The organism is Streptococcus sp. 1621, from assembly GCF_013276615.1.
In the GTDB taxonomy this organism is placed as follows: Bacteria; Bacillota; Bacilli; order Lactobacillales; family Streptococcaceae; genus Streptococcus.
This window is the reverse complement of sequence record NZ_VMLJ01000003.1, coordinates 20,400-38,779: the sequence shown is the minus strand read 5'-3', so window position 1 is coordinate 38,779 and position 18,380 is coordinate 20,400. Positions and strand designations below refer to the sequence as shown.

At 43.3% G+C, this 18,380-nt stretch carries 15 protein-coding genes and 1 tRNA gene; 13 read left to right on the top strand and 3 right to left on the bottom strand.

All coding sequences use genetic code 11. The features are described 5' to 3' along the window. Positions 1-167 precede the first annotated feature (167 nt). Entirely contained in the window at positions 168-1,094 is a 927-nt protein-coding gene (yidC, locus tag HT697_RS00585; protein ID WP_173253225.1) for a membrane protein insertase YidC, read from the bottom strand. A 77-nt stretch (positions 1,095-1,171) separates the two neighbouring features. After that, positions 1,172-1,450: an acylphosphatase gene (locus tag HT697_RS00580; protein ID WP_173253224.1), complete on the bottom strand. Its 279-nt coding sequence runs from the start codon at positions 1,448-1,450 to the stop codon at positions 1,172-1,174. Between the two features lie 33 nt (positions 1,451-1,483). Between HT697_RS00580 and HT697_RS00575 the strand changes: the two genes are divergently transcribed. The 11 genes from HT697_RS00575 to HT697_RS00525 all read left to right on the top strand — a co-directional run bounded on the left by HT697_RS00575 (position 1,484) and on the right by HT697_RS00525 (position 10,293). Beyond that, positions 1,484-2,224 carry an RNA methyltransferase gene (locus tag HT697_RS00575; RefSeq protein WP_173253223.1) on the top strand — a complete coding sequence of 247 codons (741 nt, stop codon included), beginning with the start codon at positions 1,484-1,486 and terminating at the stop codon, positions 2,222-2,224. Positions 2,225-2,279: 55 nt separating this feature from the next. Next, positions 2,280-2,963, top strand: coding sequence for a Bax inhibitor-1/YccA family protein (locus HT697_RS00570; protein ID WP_173219364.1), 684 nt, complete (start codon positions 2,280-2,282; stop codon positions 2,961-2,963). Positions 2,964-3,073: 110 nt separating this feature from the next. After that, positions 3,074-4,066, top strand: a complete 993-nt coding sequence (asnA, locus tag HT697_RS00565; RefSeq protein WP_173219367.1) for an aspartate--ammonia ligase — start codon at positions 3,074-3,076, stop codon at positions 4,064-4,066. 64 nt (positions 4,067-4,130) lie between these two features. After that, positions 4,131-4,670, top strand: coding sequence for a 16S rRNA (guanine(966)-N(2))-methyltransferase RsmD (rsmD, locus tag HT697_RS00560; RefSeq protein ID WP_173219370.1), 540 nt, complete (start codon positions 4,131-4,133; stop codon positions 4,668-4,670). After that, positions 4,660-5,148, top strand: coding sequence for a pantetheine-phosphate adenylyltransferase (gene coaD / locus HT697_RS00555; protein ID WP_173219373.1), 489 nt, complete (start codon positions 4,660-4,662; stop codon positions 5,146-5,148). Before rsmD ends, coaD begins: the two co-directional genes overlap by 11 nt. Continuing rightward, complete coding sequence (locus HT697_RS00550; protein WP_173261695.1) at positions 5,132-6,169, top strand: SepM family pheromone-processing serine protease; 1,038 nt, start codon at positions 5,132-5,134, stop codon at positions 6,167-6,169. The genes coaD and HT697_RS00550 overlap by 17 nt, the downstream gene beginning before the upstream one ends. 56 nt (positions 6,170-6,225) lie before the next feature. Beyond that, positions 6,226-6,456 carry a DUF1146 family protein gene (locus HT697_RS00545; protein WP_138706243.1) on the top strand — a complete coding sequence of 77 codons (231 nt, stop codon included), beginning with the start codon at positions 6,226-6,228 and terminating at the stop codon, positions 6,454-6,456. A 23-nt stretch (positions 6,457-6,479) separates the two neighbouring features. Further along, a complete protein-coding gene (gene murA / locus HT697_RS00540) occupies positions 6,480-7,763 on the top strand; it encodes a UDP-N-acetylglucosamine 1-carboxyvinyltransferase (protein WP_112445124.1) in 1,284 nt (427 codons plus the stop codon). Next, positions 7,756-7,944: a DNA-directed RNA polymerase subunit beta gene (locus tag HT697_RS00535; RefSeq protein WP_173219379.1), complete on the top strand. Its 189-nt coding sequence runs from the start codon at positions 7,756-7,758 to the stop codon at positions 7,942-7,944. The genes murA and HT697_RS00535 overlap by 8 nt, the downstream gene beginning before the upstream one ends. 38 nt (positions 7,945-7,982) lie before the next feature. Further along, a complete protein-coding gene (locus HT697_RS00530; protein WP_112445122.1) occupies positions 7,983-8,807 on the top strand; it encodes a DNA/RNA non-specific endonuclease in 825 nt (274 codons plus the stop codon). A 154-nt stretch (positions 8,808-8,961) separates the two neighbouring features. After that, complete coding sequence (locus HT697_RS00525; RefSeq protein WP_173219382.1) at positions 8,962-10,293, top strand: hemolysin family protein; 1,332 nt, start codon at positions 8,962-8,964, stop codon at positions 10,291-10,293. A gap of 188 nt (positions 10,294-10,481) precedes the next feature. Here the strand turns inward: HT697_RS00525 and HT697_RS00520 are convergent. After that, positions 10,482-10,552, bottom strand: a tRNA-Cys gene (locus HT697_RS00520). A gap of 414 nt (positions 10,553-10,966) precedes the next feature. On the opposite strand from HT697_RS00520, the gene rpoB reads away from it, so the two are divergent. Together rpoB and rpoC are read left to right on the top strand one after the other, a co-directional pair. Further along, positions 10,967-14,578, top strand: a complete 3,612-nt coding sequence (rpoB, locus tag HT697_RS00515; RefSeq protein ID WP_173219386.1) for a DNA-directed RNA polymerase subunit beta — start codon at positions 10,967-10,969, stop codon at positions 14,576-14,578. Between the two features lie 32 nt (positions 14,579-14,610). Beyond that, positions 14,611-18,288, top strand: coding sequence for a DNA-directed RNA polymerase subunit beta' (gene rpoC / locus HT697_RS00510; protein ID WP_173219388.1), 3,678 nt, complete (start codon positions 14,611-14,613; stop codon positions 18,286-18,288). Positions 18,289-18,380 lie beyond the last annotated feature (92 nt).

The following is an 18,380-nucleotide window of genomic DNA, read 5'->3' as shown; positions in this document are numbered from 1 at the left end:
GATAGAACTGACGAAGTTAGCTCAAAACACTGTTTTGAGGTTGTGAATAGAACTGACGAAGTCAGTAACCATACGTACGGCAAGGCGAAGCTGACGTGGTTTGAAGAGATTTTCGAAGAGTATGACTTGCAAAAAAGACTTAGCAAATCAGCTAAGCCTTTTTCTTCTTATCTCGAACGTTGTTTTCCAGCGTTGCGATTTTTGTGTTTTTTCTTGCTTGTGATAGCAGTTGGTTGTTCAGGAGTAACGTCTTTTCGTCCACTTGGTGTAGAGAAAGTACGTGCTTTTGGTGGGTTCTTGGCTAGTTCTTCACGGACTTTTTTGCGAAGTTTTGGACGAACGATATAGTTGACGATAAACTGTTGGAGAATCATCATGAAACCACCGACAACCCAGTAAAGTGTGACACTAGCTGGTGAGAAGAGGGAGAAGACGACAATCATGAGTGGGCTCATGTAAATCATTTTCTTGATTTGTTCTCTTTGCATTTCATCTTCTACTCCGTGAAGTGAAAGGAGCGATTGAAGATAGTAAAGGACACCTGCGCAGGCAACCAAAATCATACTTGGAGAACCTAGAGGAATTCCTAGGTAGCTTGCTTGAGCAACACCTTCAGTATGTTGGGCAGCAAAGTAGATAGCGGAGAAGAAAGGCATTTGAAGGAGGATAGGGAAACATCCTACACCGCCAAACATGCTGATACCGTGCTCTTTTTGAGCAGCAAAGAGAGCTTGTTGGGCTTCGAGTTTTTCTTCTTGAGTAGTTGCTTCTTTGAGACGCGTTTGGTGTGGCTCAAGGACGTGCTTGAGGGCGTTCATCTTTTCAGAGTGAAGCGTTGCCTTCCATGATTGGTAGATACCAAGTGGCAAGATAATCAAGCGCACGATAATGGTTACGATGATGATAGCGACACCAAAGCCTAGACCTTGATCAGTAGCGAAGTACTTGATAGCTTCAGCCATAGGAGCTCCGATGGTATTCCAAATAAATCCTGTTGGCTGGCCTGTGGATTTATCAACATTGACACAGCCAGTCAAGACAAGCAACATAGCCACTCCCATAGCCGAGAGTGCAAAACGTTTAATAGATTTCACTGTTTTTATTCCTTCTTTAAAAATTATACCTTTCTATTCTACTGTTTTTTTACAAAATATACAATAGTTCTAGAGACCTAATTTGCGATTTTAAAGTCAGGGTAAGGAGGAAAGTTGCTCAGTTTGACATCTAAGTAGCTGACTTTTGAAAAAGGTGTGGGTCCTTTGCGGATTTCTTGGATAAATTTTGCCATGATAGCAGATGAGTTTGCTTGGGCTAAGATTTCCACTGTGCCATCGTCGTTATTCCATACCCGACCTGTGATGCCACCAATTTCAAGTGCCAAGCTGTAAACACCCCAACGAAAGCCGACTCCCTGCACCCTGCCTTGGGCAATCATTCTAATCTTTTGCATACCAAACCCCTTTGATTGTGTTATAATATTTCTATGACTATTATAACCTCAAAAGCCAATTCTGTGGTAAAAAATGCCAAAAAATTACATCAAAAAAAATACCGCAAGTCTGCCTATTTGATTGAAGGCTGGCACTTGTTTGAAGAAGCTGTTCAAGCTGGAGTGACGATTGAAAAAATCTTTGCCCTAGAAAGTTATCGAGATCAGTTAGCCTCGTTTCCGCAAACTGTCTGGGTGTCAGAGGATATTTTGCTAGATTTGGCGGATTCTCAGACTCCACAGGGAATTGTTGCGGTGGTTCAAAAAGAAGAAGTAGGGCAAGCTGATTTGAGTCAGGGCAAGTTCTTGTTTTTGGAAGATGTGCAAGATCCTGGTAATGTGGGAACTATCATTCGGACTGCGGATGCAGCAGGTTTTACTGGAGTGATTGTTTCAGATAAGTCGGCAGATATCTACAGTCTCAAGACCTTACGTTCCATGCAAGGCAGTCATTTTCATCTGCCTATTTACCGGATGTCTAGTCAAGCGCTTCTTAAGGAAACCAAAGAGGCAGGTATCCCGGTGCTGGCAACAACTCTATCTAAAGATTCTGTTGATTACAGAGAACTGCCTTCTATAGAAAATTTTGTACTAGTCATGGGGAATGAGGGTCAAGGAATTAGTCCCCTCATGGCTGAAAGTGCAGACCAGTTGGTCCACATTAGTATGAAGGGGCAGGCAGAGAGTTTGAATGTTGCCGTTGCAGCCGGTATTTTAATCTTCCATTTAAGCTAATTTTAACTTTTTTTGCTATAATCAAGGAAAGATGTTCATAGAAAAGGAGAAAAGGATGAATCACACTATTATACATGACCGTGCAGGTCTCAATCAATTTTACGCTAAGGTTTATGCCTTTGTTGGTCTGGGAATCGGACTATCTGCTTTGGTATCGGGCCTTATGTTGACGGTCTTTCAGTCTCAGTTAGTTTACTTTTTGATGCAGGGGCGTCTCTGGTTGACCATTGCTACTTTTGCGGAGTTGGCCTTGGTTTTCGTTGCCAGTAGCATGGCTTCAAGAAATAGTCCAGCGGCTCTTCCAGTATTTTTACTTTACTCAGTATTAAATGGCTTTACCCTCAGTTTTGTGGTGGCCTTCTATACTCCAGGTACGGTTTTGTCTGCCTTTGTATCAAGCGCCCTTCTCTTCTTTGTCATGGCGGCAGTCGGTATGTTCACTAAGAAAGATTTGAGTGGCCTTGGTCGTGCTATGATGGCAGCCCTCATCGGTTTGATTATTGCTATGATAGTCAATATTTTCTTGGCTAGTGGCTTCTTTGATTATATGATCAGCGTAGCCATGGTCTTGGTCTTCTCTGGGCTGATTGCTTGGGACAACCAAAGAATTCGTCTCGCTTATGAACAATCACAAGGTCGTGTAGCGACAGGTTGGGTTGTGTCAATGGCTCTCAGTCTCTATCTTGATTTTATCAATCTCTTCCTAAGTATTTTGCGTATCTTTGGTCGCAATGACTAGAAGGTACCTAACATCAGTGTTCGAAGGAGCACTGATTTTTTTAAATTTTCTCTTTTCTTTTCTTGGAAATAGGTGTATAATGCTTTTAACTAATTTTTGAGGAGTAGCCTATGAAGAAAAGTTTTATCCACCAACAAGAAGAAATTTCCTTTGTCAAAAACACTTTTACCCAGTATTTGAAAGATAAGTTAGAAGTTGTCGAAGTTCAAGGTCCTATCTTGAGCAGGGTCGGCGACGGGATGCAGGACAACTTATCAGGTATTGAGAATGCCGTATCGGTCAAGGTTCTCCAAATCCCTGACGCTACTTATGAAGTGGTGCACTCCCTTGCTAAATGGAAACGCCATACCTTGGCTCGTTTTGGTTTCGGTGAGGGTGAAGGTCTTTTCGTCCACATGAAGGCCCTTCGTCCAGACGAAGATTCGCTGGATGCGACTCACTCTGTTTATGTTGACCAGTGGGACTGGGAGAAGGTTATCCCAAATGGTAAGCGTAACATCGCTTATCTAAAAGAAACAGTTGAGAAGATTTACAAGGCTATTCGCCTGACAGAGCTAGCTGTTGAAGCTCGCTATGACATCGAATCTATCTTGCCAAAACAAATCACCTTTATCCACACAGAAGAGTTGGTAGAACGCTACCCAGACTTGACACCGAAAGAACGTGAAAATGCTATTTGTAAAGAATTTGGAGCCGTCTTCTTGATCGGTATCGGTGGTGAGTTGCCAGATGGTAAACCGCACGATGGACGTGCACCAGACTACGATGACTGGACAAGTGAGTCTGAAAATGGCTACAAGGGTCTAAATGGTGATATTCTTGTTTGGAATGAGTCTTTAGGTGGAGCCTTTGAGTTGTCTTCTATGGGGATTCGTGTAGATGAAGAAACGCTTCGCCGTCAGGTCGCCATCACAGGTGATGAAGACCGCTTGGAATTGGAATGGCACAAGGCTTTGTTGAATGGTCTATTCCCATTGACAATCGGTGGAGGAATTGGACAATCTCGTATGGCCATGTTCCTACTTCGCAAGAAACATATCGGAGAAGTGCAAACAAGTGTTTGGCCTCAAGAAGTCCGCGATACTTACGAAAATATTTTGTAGAGAATCGAACCGCAAGGTTCGGTTTTCTTTCTCTTTTTGTCTATAATTTGGTATAATAAACGGTATGAAAATCGTATCAGGAATCTATGGGGGACGCTCCCTCAAGACACTAGAAGGCAAGACGACAAGACCTACTTCGGATAAGGTTAGGGGAGCTATTTTTAACATGATTGGTCCCTACTTTGAAGGGGGACGAGTCTTAGACCTTTATGCAGGTAGTGGTGGTTTATCTATTGAGGCAGTCTCGCGTGGCATGTCCAGCGCTGTTTTGGTGGAGAGAGACCGTAAGGCTCAGACTATCGTGGCTGAAAATATTCAGATGACCAAGGATGTTGGAAAATTTCAACTCCTCAAGATGGATGTAGAGAGGGCATTGGAACAGGTATCTGGGGAATTTGACCTCGTTTTCTTAGACCCTCCTTATGCCAAGGAACAAATCGTAGCAGATATTGAAAAAATGGCTGAGAGAGCACTTTTTTCTGAAGATGTCATGGTCGTGTGTGAGACGGATAAGGCCGTTGAACTTCCAGAAGAAATTGCCTGTCTGGGCATCTGGAAGGAAAAGATTTATGGAATTAGTAAGGTGACAGTCTATGTCAGATAAGATTGGCTTATTCACAGGCTCATTTGATCCGATGACAAATGGGCATCTGGATATGATTGAACGGGCTAGCAAACTCTTTGATAAGCTCTATGTCGGTATTTTTTTTAATCCTCACAAACAAGGATTTCTCCCTATCGAAAGTCGTAAACGGGGGTTAGAAAAGGCTTTGGAAGATTTGGGGAATGTTGAAGTCGTCTCTTCTCATGATGAATTGGCGGTTGATGTTGCAAAAAGACTGGGGGTTACTTTCCTAGTGCGAGGTTTGAGAAATGCATCGGATTTGCAATACGAAGCCAGTTTTGATTACTACAACCATCAGCTGTCTCCTGATATAGAGACCATTTATTTACATAGCCGACCTGAACATCTCTATATCAGTTCATCCGGTGTTCGAGAACTATTGAAGTTTGGTCAGGATATTGCCTGCTATGTTCCTGAGAGTATTTTGGAGGAAATAAGAAATGAAAAAAAAGATTAGATGGCCCTTATATGTCATTGCGGCCTTGATAGCGACTTTCTTGGCATTTGTGGTGCCCTTGCCCTACTATATAGAGGTTCCAGATGGTTCGGAAGATATTCGCCAAGTCCTTAAAGTAAATGACACAGAAGATCAGGCGGCTGGGGCCTATCACTTCGTTACGGTTGGTGTCCAGCATGCCACTTTAGCCCATATGGTTTATGCTTGGTTGACGCCTTTTACAGATATTCGTAGTGCTCAGGAGACTACAGGTGGTTCTTCAGATGTAGAATTTATGCGAATCAATCAATTCTACATGCAAACATCACAAAATATGGCCAAGTATCAAGGTCTAAAAACAGCTGGTAAGGATATCGAACTCAAGTACTTTGGGGTTTATGTCTTGAATGTGACGGATAATTCAACCTTTAAAGGGATTCTCAATATCTCTGATACGGTCACAGCAGTCAATGATCAGACCTTTGATAGTTCCAAAGACTTGATTGATTACGTCAGTTCTCAAAAATTAGGGGACTCCGTCAAGGTCACCTATGAAGAGGATGGGCAAACCAAGTCTGCAGAAGGAAAGATTATCAGCTTGGAAAATGGAAAAAATGGGATTGGAATCGGCTTGATTGATCGTACAGAGGTAATCAGCAATATCCCAATTAGCTTTTCAACAGCTGGTATTGGCGGCCCAAGTGCTGGTCTCATGTTTAGTCTAGCTATCTATACTCAAATAACTGACCCAGGTCTTCGTAATGGTCGTATTGTTGCCGGTACAGGAACCATTGACCGTGATGGGAATGTGGGGGACATTGGAGGTATTGATAAAAAGGTTGTAGCTTCGGCTAGGGCAGGTGCTGCTATTTTCTTTGCCCCTGATAACCCTGTTAGCGAAGAAGAACAAAAAGCGCATCCGAATGCGAAAAACAACTACCAAACAGCCCTAGAAGCAGCTAAAACAATCAAGACAGATATGAAAATCGTGCCAGTTAAAACCTTACAAGATGCAATTGATTACTTGAAAAACAACCCCTAGTTTTAAGTTAAGTTTCCAAACTAGCGCACAAACAGAGAAGATGGTATAATAGTCAAATGGTTCAATTATTATTCACTCTAAGCAGTCACATGCTCTTTATTTATGTGAGTTTTTACCTTTTAAAGAATCTTGTTAGATGGGAAAAGGTTTTAAAAGTGACAGCTGAGAATACAGGAAAAGTTCGTTTATTAGTAGCCTTTTTTAGCATTGTCATGGGCTACATCCTGAGTTCTTTCTTTATCAGCCTGTATCAGTTGTGGCAAGAAGCGCTTAGAGGATTATTATAAAATCAAGAGTAAAGGAAACGAGTATGGACAAAATTGTGGTTCAAGGTGGCGATAATCGTCTGGTAGGAAGTGTTACTATCGACGGAGCAAAGAATGCAGTCTTGCCCTTGTTGGCAGCGACTATTCTAGCAAGTGAAGGAAAGACAGTCTTACAGAATGTACCGATCTTGTCGGATGTCTTTATTATGAATCAGGTGGTTGGTGGTTTGAATGCCAAGGTTGACTTTGATGAGGAGGCTCATCTTGTCGAGGTGGATGCTACTGGCGACATCACTGAGGAAGCCCCTTATAAGTATGTCAGCAAGATGCGCGCCTCCATCGTTGTCTTGGGACCAATTCTTGCCCGTGTAGGTCATGCTAAGGTATCCATGCCAGGTGGTTGTACGATTGGTAGCCGTCCTATTGATCTTCATTTGAAAGGTCTGGAAGCTATGGGGGCTAAGATTAGCCAGACAGCTGGTTACATCGAAGCCAAGGCTGATCGCTTACACGGTGCCCATATCTATATGGACTTTCCAAGTGTTGGTGCTACGCAGAACTTGATGATGGCTGCAACTCTAGCTGATGGGGTGACAGTGATTGAAAATGCTGCGCGTGAGCCTGAGATTGTGGACCTAGCCATTCTCCTCAATGAAATGGGAGCCAAGGTTAAGGGTGCTGGTACAGAGACCATTACCATTACTGGTGTTGAGAAACTTCATGGTACGACTCACAATGTAGTCCAAGACCGTATCGAAGCAGGAACCTTTATGGTAGCTGCTGCCATGACTGGTGGTGATGTCTTGATTAAAGACGCTGTTTGGGAGCACAACCGTCCCTTGATTGCCAAATTGCTTGAAATGGGAGTGGAAGTGACGGAGGAGACGGAAGGAATTCGCGTTCGCTCTCAACTAGAAAATCTAAAAGCTGTCCATGTGAAAACCTTGCCCCACCCAGGATTTCCAACAGATATGCAGGCTCAATTTACAGCCTTGATGACAGTTGCAAAAGGCGAATCAACCATGGTGGAGACAGTTTTCGAAAATCGTTTCCAACACCTAGAAGAAATGCGTCGTATGGGCTTACACTCGGAGATTATCCGTGATACAGCTCGTATTGTTGGTGGGCAACCTTTGCAGGGAGCGGAAGTTCTTTCTACTGACCTTCGTGCCAGTGCAGCCTTGATTTTGACAGGTTTGGTAGCACAGGGAGAAACTGTAGTTGGTAAATTGGTTCACTTGGATAGAGGCTACTACCGTTTCCATGAGAAATTGGCGCAGTTAGGTGCTAAGATTCAGCGGATTGAGGCAAGTGATGAAGATGAATAAGAAATCAAGCTACGTAGTCAAGCGTTTACTTTTAGTCATCATAGTACTGATTTTAGGCGTTCTAGCCCTAGGAATCGGTTTAATGGTCGGTTATGGAATCTTGGGCAAGGATCAAGATCCGTGGGCTATCCTGTCTCCAGCAAAATGGCAGGAATTGATTCATAAATTTACAGGAAATTAGGCTGGGAGACCAGCCTTTTTCTAAAGATAAGGAGAAATATGAACAAAAAAACAAGACAGACACTGATTGGTTTGCTAGTGTTATTGCTCTTATCTGCGGGGAGCTACTATATTAAGCAGACTGAACTAGGAAATCAGGCTGCTAAGACAAAAATGAGTCAGAAAAGTCAATCACCAGACGCGCCTGGTCAAGAATTGGCAGAAAGTGTCTTAACAGACGCAGTCAAAAGCCAAATAAAAGGGAGTCTGGAGTGGAACGGGGCTGGTGCTTTTATCGTCAATGGTAATAAAACAAACCTAAATGCCAAGGTTTCAAGTAAGCCCTACGCTGATAATAAGACAAAGACAGTGGGCAAGGAAACAGTGCCAACCGTAGCTAATGCCCTCTTGTCTAAGGCTACTCGCCAGTACAAGAATCGTGAAGAAACCGGGAATGGTTCGACTTCTTGGACTCCACCAGGTTGGCATCAGGTCAAGAATCTAAAGGGCTCTTATACCCATGCAGTCGATAGAGGTCACTTGTTAGGCTATGCCTTAATCGGTGGTTTGGATGGTTTTGATGCCTCGACAAGCAATCCTAAAAACATTGCTGTTCAGACAGCCTGGGCAAATCAGGCGCAGGCCGAGGATTCGACTGGTCAAAACTACTATGAAAGTAAGGTGCGTAAAGCCTTGGATAAAAACAAGCGTGTCCGTTACCGTGTAACCCTTTACTACGCTTCAAACGAGGATTTAGTTCCTTCAGCTTCACAGATTGAAGCCAAGTCTTCGGATGGAGAATTGGAATTCAATGTTCTAGTTCCCAATGTTCAAAAGGGACTTCAACTGGATTACCGAACTGGAGAAGTAACTGTAACTCAGTAAAATATGAAATAAACTCCTATGTCACTTGTGGATATAGGAGTTCTTTTCTGGACAATTTAAGTAGAACTAGAATAGACACTGATAAAAAATAATATGTACTGGACTAGATTTTGTGATATAATAAAGGATAAGATACTATTTTAGGAGAAGAACTATGGAAGACCCAAGTAGTCAGAATTTGTTGCTACAATTTGTTTTATTGTTTATCTTGACGGTATTAAATGCCTTTTTCTCAGCCACAGAAATGGCCATGGTTTCTCTTAATCGTGCCCGAGTTGAACAAAAGGCGGAAGAAGGAGACAGACGCTACATCCGCCTGCTGAAGGTACTAGAAAATCCTAACCACTTTTTATCAACCATTCAGGTAGGAATCACCCTGATTACAATCTTATCAGGGGCGAGTTTAGCTGATACTCTAGGCCGTGTGATTGCCTCTTGGATTGGAAATGGCGAAACAGCACAAGCCGTGGCAACTTTTCTATCCTTGGCATTTTTGACCTATATTTCCATCGTTTTTGGGGAATTATATCCTAAGAGAATCGCTCTTAATCTAAAGGATGCCTTGGCAATTCGTACAGCGCCGGTTATCATTGGGATCGGAAAACTAGTCAGTCCTTTTGTTTGGCTTTTAGCTGCTTCGACCAATTTCTTGAGCCATTTGACTCCTATGTCATTCGATGATGCGGATGAAAAGATGACCCGTGATGAAATTGCCTATATGCTGACAAATAGTGAAGAAACATTGGATGCTGATGAGATTGAGATGCTACAAGGTGTCTTTTCGCTCGATGAACTGATGGCACGAGAGGTTATGGTTCCTCGAACGGATGCCTTTATGGTGGATATTCAGGATGATAGTCAAGCCATTATCCAAAGTATTTTAAAACAAAATTATTCTCGTATCCCGGTTTATGATGGGGATAAGGACAATGTGATTGGAATCATTCACACCAAGAGTCTCCTTAAGGCTGGTTTTGTGGACGGTTTTGATAATATTGTTTGGAAGAAAATCTTACAAGATCCACTTTTTGTACCTGAAACTATTTTTGTGGATGACTTGCTAAAAGAATTGCGAAACACTCAAAGACAAATGGCAATCTTGCTGGATGAATACGGTGGGATGGCTGGTTTGGTAACCTTGGAAGACCTTTTAGAGGAAATTGTTGGTGAAATCGATGATGAAACGGACAAAGCAGCAATAGATGTTCATCAGATTGGCGAGGATACCTATATTGTTCAAGGAACTATGACCCTCAATGATTTCAATAATTACTTTGATGTTGAACTGGAAAGTGATGACGTTGATACCATCGCTGGTTATTATTTGACAGGAATTGGAACCATTCCAACGACTGAGAAACTCAGTCATGAATTGGTCAGCCAAAACAAACAGCTTATCTTAACCAATGATAAAGTGAAGAATGGACGTGTTACCAAGGTAAAGGTCCAAATTACCGAAGTCGAAATAGAAGAAGAAACAGAGTAAACTAGAGGCTTTTGTCACCAGGCGTGACGAAGCTTTTTTCAGTTGATTTCATGAGGGAATTATGTCATGGAAAGAACTTTGTCCCAAAAGTTTTTTAAAGTTATCCTTTTTTATCATGAGATAAAAATAAAAAAGCCCTATTTTACGGGCTTTTTGTCTTGATAAATTCCGATAAATTCGGTATTGAAAGGCGGTAGACGGATTTGAACCGACGATCAAGCTTTTGCAGAGCCGTGCCTTACCACTTGGCTATACCGCCTTAACGTTTATTATTATACCTTGAAAATCATTCTCAGTCAATAGTTTTTTCAGTTTTTTGTACCATAGTGTGATTCGAATGTGATGCCAAGTTTTCTATGGGAAAAAATTACCAAAAAACTACTGAATCCCCTTGAAAAATCTAGCTAATTAGGGTATAATATAAATAATCATTTGTCGTAGGTTTTGTCTGAAATATTGTCCAGACAAGGCTCACAGCAGTTAAATCTTCTGAAAAAGTCAGATTTAGCTGCTCTTTTTGTGCTTTTTTTCAGTATTTTGAGTATTTGTAACAAAGGCTTAAAGATTCTGAAAATTCATCAAGAGGACACGGTGATAGGGGTTTTACAACCATATGACGATTAGAAAAGCCTGATTGACAAGGCTTGGAACTTATTTACAAAGGAGAATCATCTTGGCAGGACATGACGTTCAATACGGGAAACATCGTACCCGTCGTAGTTTTTCAAGAATCAAAGAAGTTCTTGACTTACCAAATTTGATTGAAATTCAAACTGACTCATTCAAAGATTTCCTAGACCATGGTCTTAAGGAAGTGTTTGAAGATGTATTGCCAATTTCAAACTTCACAGATACGATGGAGTTGGAATTTGTTGGATATGAAATCAAGGAACCAAAATATACGCTAGAAGAAGCTCGTATCCACGATGCTAGCTACTCAGCACCAATTTTTGTAACTTTCCGCTTGATCAATAAAGAAACAGGCGAAATCAAAACTCAAGAAGTTTTCTTTGGTGATTTCCCAATCATGACTGAAATGGGTACTTTCATCATCAATGGTGGTGAACGTATCATCGTATCTCAGTTGGTTCGCTCACCAGGTGTTTACTTTAACGACAAAGTAGACAAAAACGGTAAAGTGGGCTACGGTTCAACGGTTATCCCTAACCGTGGAGCTTGGTTGGAACTTGAAAGTGACTCAAAAGACATCGCCTACACTCGTATCGACCGTACTCGTAAGATTCCATTTACAACCTTGGTTCGTGCCCTTGGTTTCTCAGGTGATGATGAAATCTTTGATATTTTTGGTGATAGCGAATTGGTTCGCAACACTGTTGAAAAAGATATCCACAAGAACCCAATGGATTCTCGTACAGACGAAGCCTTGAAAGAAATTTACGAACGCCTTCGTCCAGGTGAGCCTAAGACTGCTGAAAGCTCACGCAGCTTGCTTGTAGCTCGTTTCTTTGATCCACGTCGCTATGACTTGGCAGCAGTTGGTCGCTACAAAATCAATAAAAAACTCAATGTTAAAACACGTTTGCTCAATCAAACCATTGCTGAGCCATTGGTAGACCCTGAAACAGGAGAAATCTTGGTAGAAGCTGGAACTGTTATGACTCGTAGTGTGATTGAAAGCATTGAAAGCCATTTGGATGGTGACTTGAACAAGATTGTTTATATTCCAAATGATGCAGCCGTTGTGACTGAGCCTGTTGTTCTTCAAAAATTCAAGGTTGTTGCTCCAACTGATCCAGACCGTGTTGTAACAATCATTGGTAATGCTAATCCAGATGACAAGGTTCGTATCGTCACTCCTGCAGATATCCTTGCTGAAATGAGCTACTTCCTCAACTTGGCTGAAGGACTTGGCCGTGTAGATGATATCGACCACCTTGGAAACCGTCGTATCCGTGCGGTTGGTGAATTGCTTGCCAACCAAGTACGTCTTGGACTTTCTCGTATGGAACGTAATGTCCGTGAACGTATGTCTGTTCAAGATAATGAAGTCTTGACACCACAACAAATCATCAATATCCGTCCTGTAACAGCTGCGGTTAAAGAATTCTTTGGTTCATCACAGTTGTCACAGTTCATGGACCAACACAACCCACTTTCTGAGTTGTCTCACAAACGCCGTTTGTCCGCCTTAGGACCTGGTGGTTTGACTCGTGACCGTGCCGGATATGAAGTACGTGACGTGCACTACACTCACTACGGCCGTATGTGTCCAATCGAGACACCTGAAGGACCTAACATCGGTTTGATCAATAACTTGTCATCTTACGGACACTTGAATAAGTATGGATTTGTTCAAACACCATACCGTAAAGTTGACCGTGAAACAGGTGTTGTTACAAACGAAATCGTTTGGTTGACAGCCGATGAAGAAGATGAATTTACTGTAGCACAGGCTAACTCTCGTCTGAATGAAGATGGAACATTTGCTGAGAAGATTGTCATGGGACGTCACCAAGGGGTCAACCAAGAGTATCCAGCGAATGTTGTTGACTACATGGACGTATCACCAAAACAGGTAGTTGCCGTTGCGACAGCATGTATTCCTTTCTTGGAAAACGATGACTCCAACCGTGCCCTCATGGGAGCCAACATGCAACGTCAGGCTGTGCCATTGATCAATCCTCAGGCACCTTACGTTGGTACTGGTATGGAATATCAAGCAGCCCACGACTCTGGAGCGGCTGTGATTGCTCAGTATGATGGTAAAGTTACTTACGCAGATGCTGACAAGGTAGAAGTTCGTCGTGAAGATGGTTCATTGGATGTTTACCACATCCAAAAATTCCGTCGCTCAAACTCAGGTACTGCTTACAACCAACGCACTCTCGTAAAAGTTGGCGATGTCGTTGAAAAAGGCGATTTCATTGCTGATGGACCTTCTATGGAAAATGGAGAAATGGCGCTTGGACAGAACCCAATCGTTGCCTACATGACTTGGGAAGGTTACAACTTCGAGGATGCCGTTATCATGAGCGAACGCTTGGTCAAAGACGATGTCTACACATCTGTCCACCTTGAAGAATACGAATCAGAAACGCGCGATACAAAGCTTGGGCCTGAAGAAATTACTCGCGAAATTCCAAACGTTGGGGAAGATGCCCTTAAAGACCTTGACGAAATGGGGATTATCCGTATCGGTGCTGAAGTTAAAGAAGGCGATATCCTTGTAGGTAAAGTAACACCTAAGGGTGAGAAAGACCTTTCAGCTGAAGAACGTCTCTTGCACGCTATCTTCGGAGACAAATCTCGTGAAGTGCGTGATACTTCTCTTCGTGTACCACACGGTGCCGATGGTGTCGTTCGTGATGTTAAGATCTTTACACGTGCAAATGGAGATGAATTGCAATCAGGTGTTAATATGCTGGTTCGCGTCTACATCGCTCAAAAACGTAAGATCAAGGTCGGAGATAAGATGGCCGGACGTCACGGAAATAAAGGGGTTGTCTCTCGTATCGTTCCTGTAGAAGACATGCCTTATCTTCCAGATGGAACTCCAGTCGACATCATGTTGAACCCACTTGGGGTGCCATCACGTATGAATATCGGTCAGGTTATGGAGCTTCACCTTGGTATGGCAGCTCGTACTCTTGGTATTCACATCGCAACACCAGTCTTTGACGGAGCAAGTTCTGAAGACCTTTGGTCAACTGTTAAAGAAGCAGGTATGGATAGTGATGCTAAAACAATCCTTTACGATGGACGTACTGGTGAACCGTTTGATAACCGTGTGTCAGTTGGTGTCATGTACATGATCAAACTCCACCACATGGTCGATGATAAATTGCACGCGCGTTCAGTCGGACCTTACTCAACCGTTACTCAACAACCACTCGGAGGTAAAGCTCAGTTTGGTGGACAACGTTTCGGTGAGATGGAGGTTTGGGCTCTTGAAGCTTATGGTGCATCAAATGTCCTTCAAGAAATCTTGACTTACAAGTCTGACGATATCAATGGACGTTTGAAAGCTTATGAAGCTATTACAAAAGGAAAACCAATTCCAAAACCAGGTGTTCCAGAATCCTTCCGAGTTCTTGTCAAAGAATTGCAATCTCTTGGTCTTGATATGCGTGTCCTAGACGAAGATGACCAAGAAGTGGAACTTCGCGACTTGGATGAAGGAATGGACGAAGATGTCATCCACGTAGATGACCTTGAAAAAGCCCGCGAAAAAGCAGCCCAAGAGGCTAAAGCAGCCTTTGAAGCTGAAGAAGCTGAGAAAGCAACAAAAGCGGAAGCAACAGAAGAAGCTGCTGAACAAGAATAAGCAGTTCACTTAGAATAGAAAGGGAAGAAATAGTGGTTGATGTAAATCGTTTTAAAAGTATGCAAATCACCCTAGCTTCTCCAAGTAAAGTCCGTTCATGGTCTTATGGAGAAGTCAAAAAACCTGAAACAATCAATTACCGTACTTTGAAACCAGAACGTGAAGGTCTCTTTGATGAAGTTATCTTTGGACCTACAAAAGACTGGGAATGTGCTTGTGGTAAATATAAACGCATTCGTTACAGAGGGATTGTTTGTGACCGCTGTGGGGTTGAAGTAACGCGTACAAAAGTTCGTCGTGAGCGTATGGGGCACATCGAATTGAAAGCTCCTGTATCTCACATCTGGTACTTCAAGGGGATTCCAAGCCGTATGGGCTTGACCCTTGATATGAGCCCTCGTGCCCTCGAGGAAGTTATCTACTTTGCGGCTTATGTGGTGATTGATCCGAAGGATACACCACTTGAGCACAAGTCTATCATGACAGAGCGCGAATACCGTGAGCGCTTGCGTGAATATGGTTATGAATCATTCGTTGCCAAGATGGGTGCCGAAGCTATCCAAGACCTTTTGAAACAAGTAGATCTTGAAAAAGAAATTGCTGAACTCAAAGAAGAGTTGAAAACAGCTACTGGACAAAAACGTGTCAAAGCTATCCGTCGTTTGGATGTTTTGGATGCCTTTTACAAGTCTGGAAACAAACCTGAATGGATGATTCTTAACATCCTTCCGGTTATTCCACCAGATCTTCGTCCAATGTTGCAGTTGGATGGTGGCCGTTTTGCCTCATCTGACTTGAATGACCTTTACCGCCGTGTTATCAACCGTAACAACCGTTTGGCTCGTTTGCTTGAGTTGAATGCACCAGGTATCATCGTTCAAAATGAGAAGCGTATGCTTCAAGAAGCGGTTGACGCTTTGATTGACAATGGTCGTCGTGGTCGTCCAATCACAGGACCAGGTAGCCGTCCACTGAAATCTTTGAGCCACATGCTTAAAGGTAAACAAGGACGCTTCCGTCAAAACTTGCTCGGTAAACGTGTTGACTTCTCAGGACGTTCCGTTATCGCCGTTGGTCCAACGCTTAAGATGTACCAATGTGGTGTGCCACGTGAAATGGCGATCGAGCTCTTTAAACCATTCGTCATGCGTGAAATTGTCGCTCGTGACATCGTGCAAAACGTGAAAGCAGCTAAACGCTTGGTGGAACGCGGAGATGAGCGTATCTGGGATATCCTTGAAGAAGTGATCAAAGAACACCCAGTGCTTTTGAACCGCGCACCGACCCTTCACCGTTTGGGTATCCAAGCCTTCGAGCCAGTCTTGATTGATGGTAAGGCCCTTCGCTTGCACCCGCTTGTCTGTGAAGCCTACAATGCCGACTTTGACGGGGACCAAATGGCCATCCATGTACCACTTTCAGAAGAAGCCCAAGCAGAAGCTCGTATCCTCATGCTCGCTGCTGAGCACATCTTGAACCCGAAAGATGGTAAACCAGTTGTTACTCCATCTCAGGACATGGTTTTGGGTAACTACTACTTGACCATGGAAGAAGCTGGTCGTGAAGGTGAAGGAATGGTCTTCAAAGACCGTGACGAAGCGGTTATGGCTTACCGTAATGGTTATGTTCACCTTCACTCACGTGTTGGTATCGCAACAGACAGCCTCAACAAGCCTTGGACAGAAGAGCAAAAACACAAGGTCTTGCTTACAACAGTTGGTAAAATCCTCTTCAACGACATCATGCCAGAGGGTCTACCATACTTGCAAGAACCAAACAATGCCAACTTGACAGAAGGCGTTCCAGCTAAATACTTCTTGCCACTTGGTGGAGATATCAAGGAAGCTATCAGCAATCTTGAACTTAACCCTCCATTCAAGAAGAAAAACCTTGGAAATATCATCGCTGAAATCTTCAAACGTTTCCGTACGACAGAAACTTCTGCCCTACTTGACCGTATGAAGAACCTCGGTTACCACCACTCAACTCTTGCAGGATTGACAGTGGGTATTGCCGATATCCCAGTCGTTGATGACAAGGCTGAAATCATTGAAGAATCACACAAACGTGTAGAACAAATCACCAAACAATTCCGTCGTGGTATGATCACAGACGACGAGCGTTACAATGCTGTTACAGCTGAATGGCGTGCTGCCCGTGAAAAACTAGAGAAACGTTTGATTGCCAACCAAGATCCTAAGAACCCAATCGTTATGATGATGGACTCAGGAGCCCGTGGTAATATCTCAAACTTCTCACAGCTTGCCGGTATGCGTGGTCTGATGGCTGCTCCGAACGGACGTATCATGGAATTGCCAATCCTTTCAAACTTCCGCGAAGGTTTGTCGGTACTCGAAATGTTCTTCTCAACTCACGGTGCCCGTAAAGGTATGACCGATACGGCCCTTAAGACAGCCGACTCAGGTTACTTGACTCGTCGTTTGGTTGACGTTGCCCAAGACGTTATCATCCGTGAGGACGACTGTGGAACTGACCGTGGTCTCTTGATCCGTTCTATCGCAGAAGGAAAAGAGATGATCGAGTCTCTCGAAGAGCGTCTCAATGGTCGTTACACTAAGAAAACTGTTAAACATCCAGAAACTGGTGCAGTGATCATTGGTCCAAATGAATTGATTACAGAAGACAAGGCGCGTGAAATTGTCAATGCTGGTGTGGAAGAAGTGACTATCCGTTCCGTATTTACATGTAACACTCGTCACGGTGTCTGCCGTCACTGTTACGGTATCAACTTGGCGACTGGTGATGCGGTTGAAGTTGGTGAAGCAGTTGGTACAATCGCTGCCCAATCTATCGGGGAACCTGGTACACAGCTTACAATGCGTACCTTCCACACGGGTGGGGTTGCCTCAAATACCGATATCACTCAGGGTCTTCCTCGTGTCCAAGAAATCTTTGAAGCCCGTAATCCTAAAGGGGAAGCGGTTATCACAGAGGTTAAAGGACAAGTTACTGCTATCGAAGAAGATGCGTCAACTCGTACCAAGAAAGTCTTTGTTAAGGGTGAAACTGGCGAAGGTGAATACGTCGTTCCATTTACAGCTCGTATGCGTGTTGAAGTTGGAGACCAAGTAGCGCGTGGTGCTGCTCTTACAGAAGGTTCTATCCAACCAAAACGTCTCCTTGCAGTCCGCGATGTCTTGTCAGTTGAAACTTATCTTCTCGGTGAAGTACAAAAAGTTTACCGTAGCCAAGGGGTAGAAATCGGTGACAAACACATCGAGGTAATGGTTCGTCAAATGATCCGTAAAGTACGTGTCATGGATCCAGGTGATACAGATCTTCTCATGGGTACCCTCATGGATATCAATGACTTTACAGATGCTAACAAAGATGTCCTTATCGCAGGTGGGGTTCCAGCGACAGGTCGCCCAGTCCTTATGGGAATTACCAAAGCCTCACTTGAAACCAACAGTTTCTTGTCAGCGGCTTCCTTCCAGGAAACAACTCGTGTCCTTACTGACGCGGCTATCCGTGGTAAGAAAGACCATCTCCTTGGACTTAAAGAAAATGTTATCATCGGTAAAATCATCCCGGCAGGTACTGGTATGGCTCGTTACCGTAACCTTGAACCACATGCTATCAACGAAGAAGAATACCTTAACCCTCCAGTAGAGGAAGAAGGAAACGAAGAAACAACAGAAGTAGTTGTGGATACTACCGTTGAAACTGTGGAAGAAACAGTAGAATAAGAGAGAATGAGAGAGCCTTCGGGTTCTCTTTCTCTTTTCTGAAAACTTTCTACATTTTTCCATGAAATATGGTAAAATAATACTCAATGAAA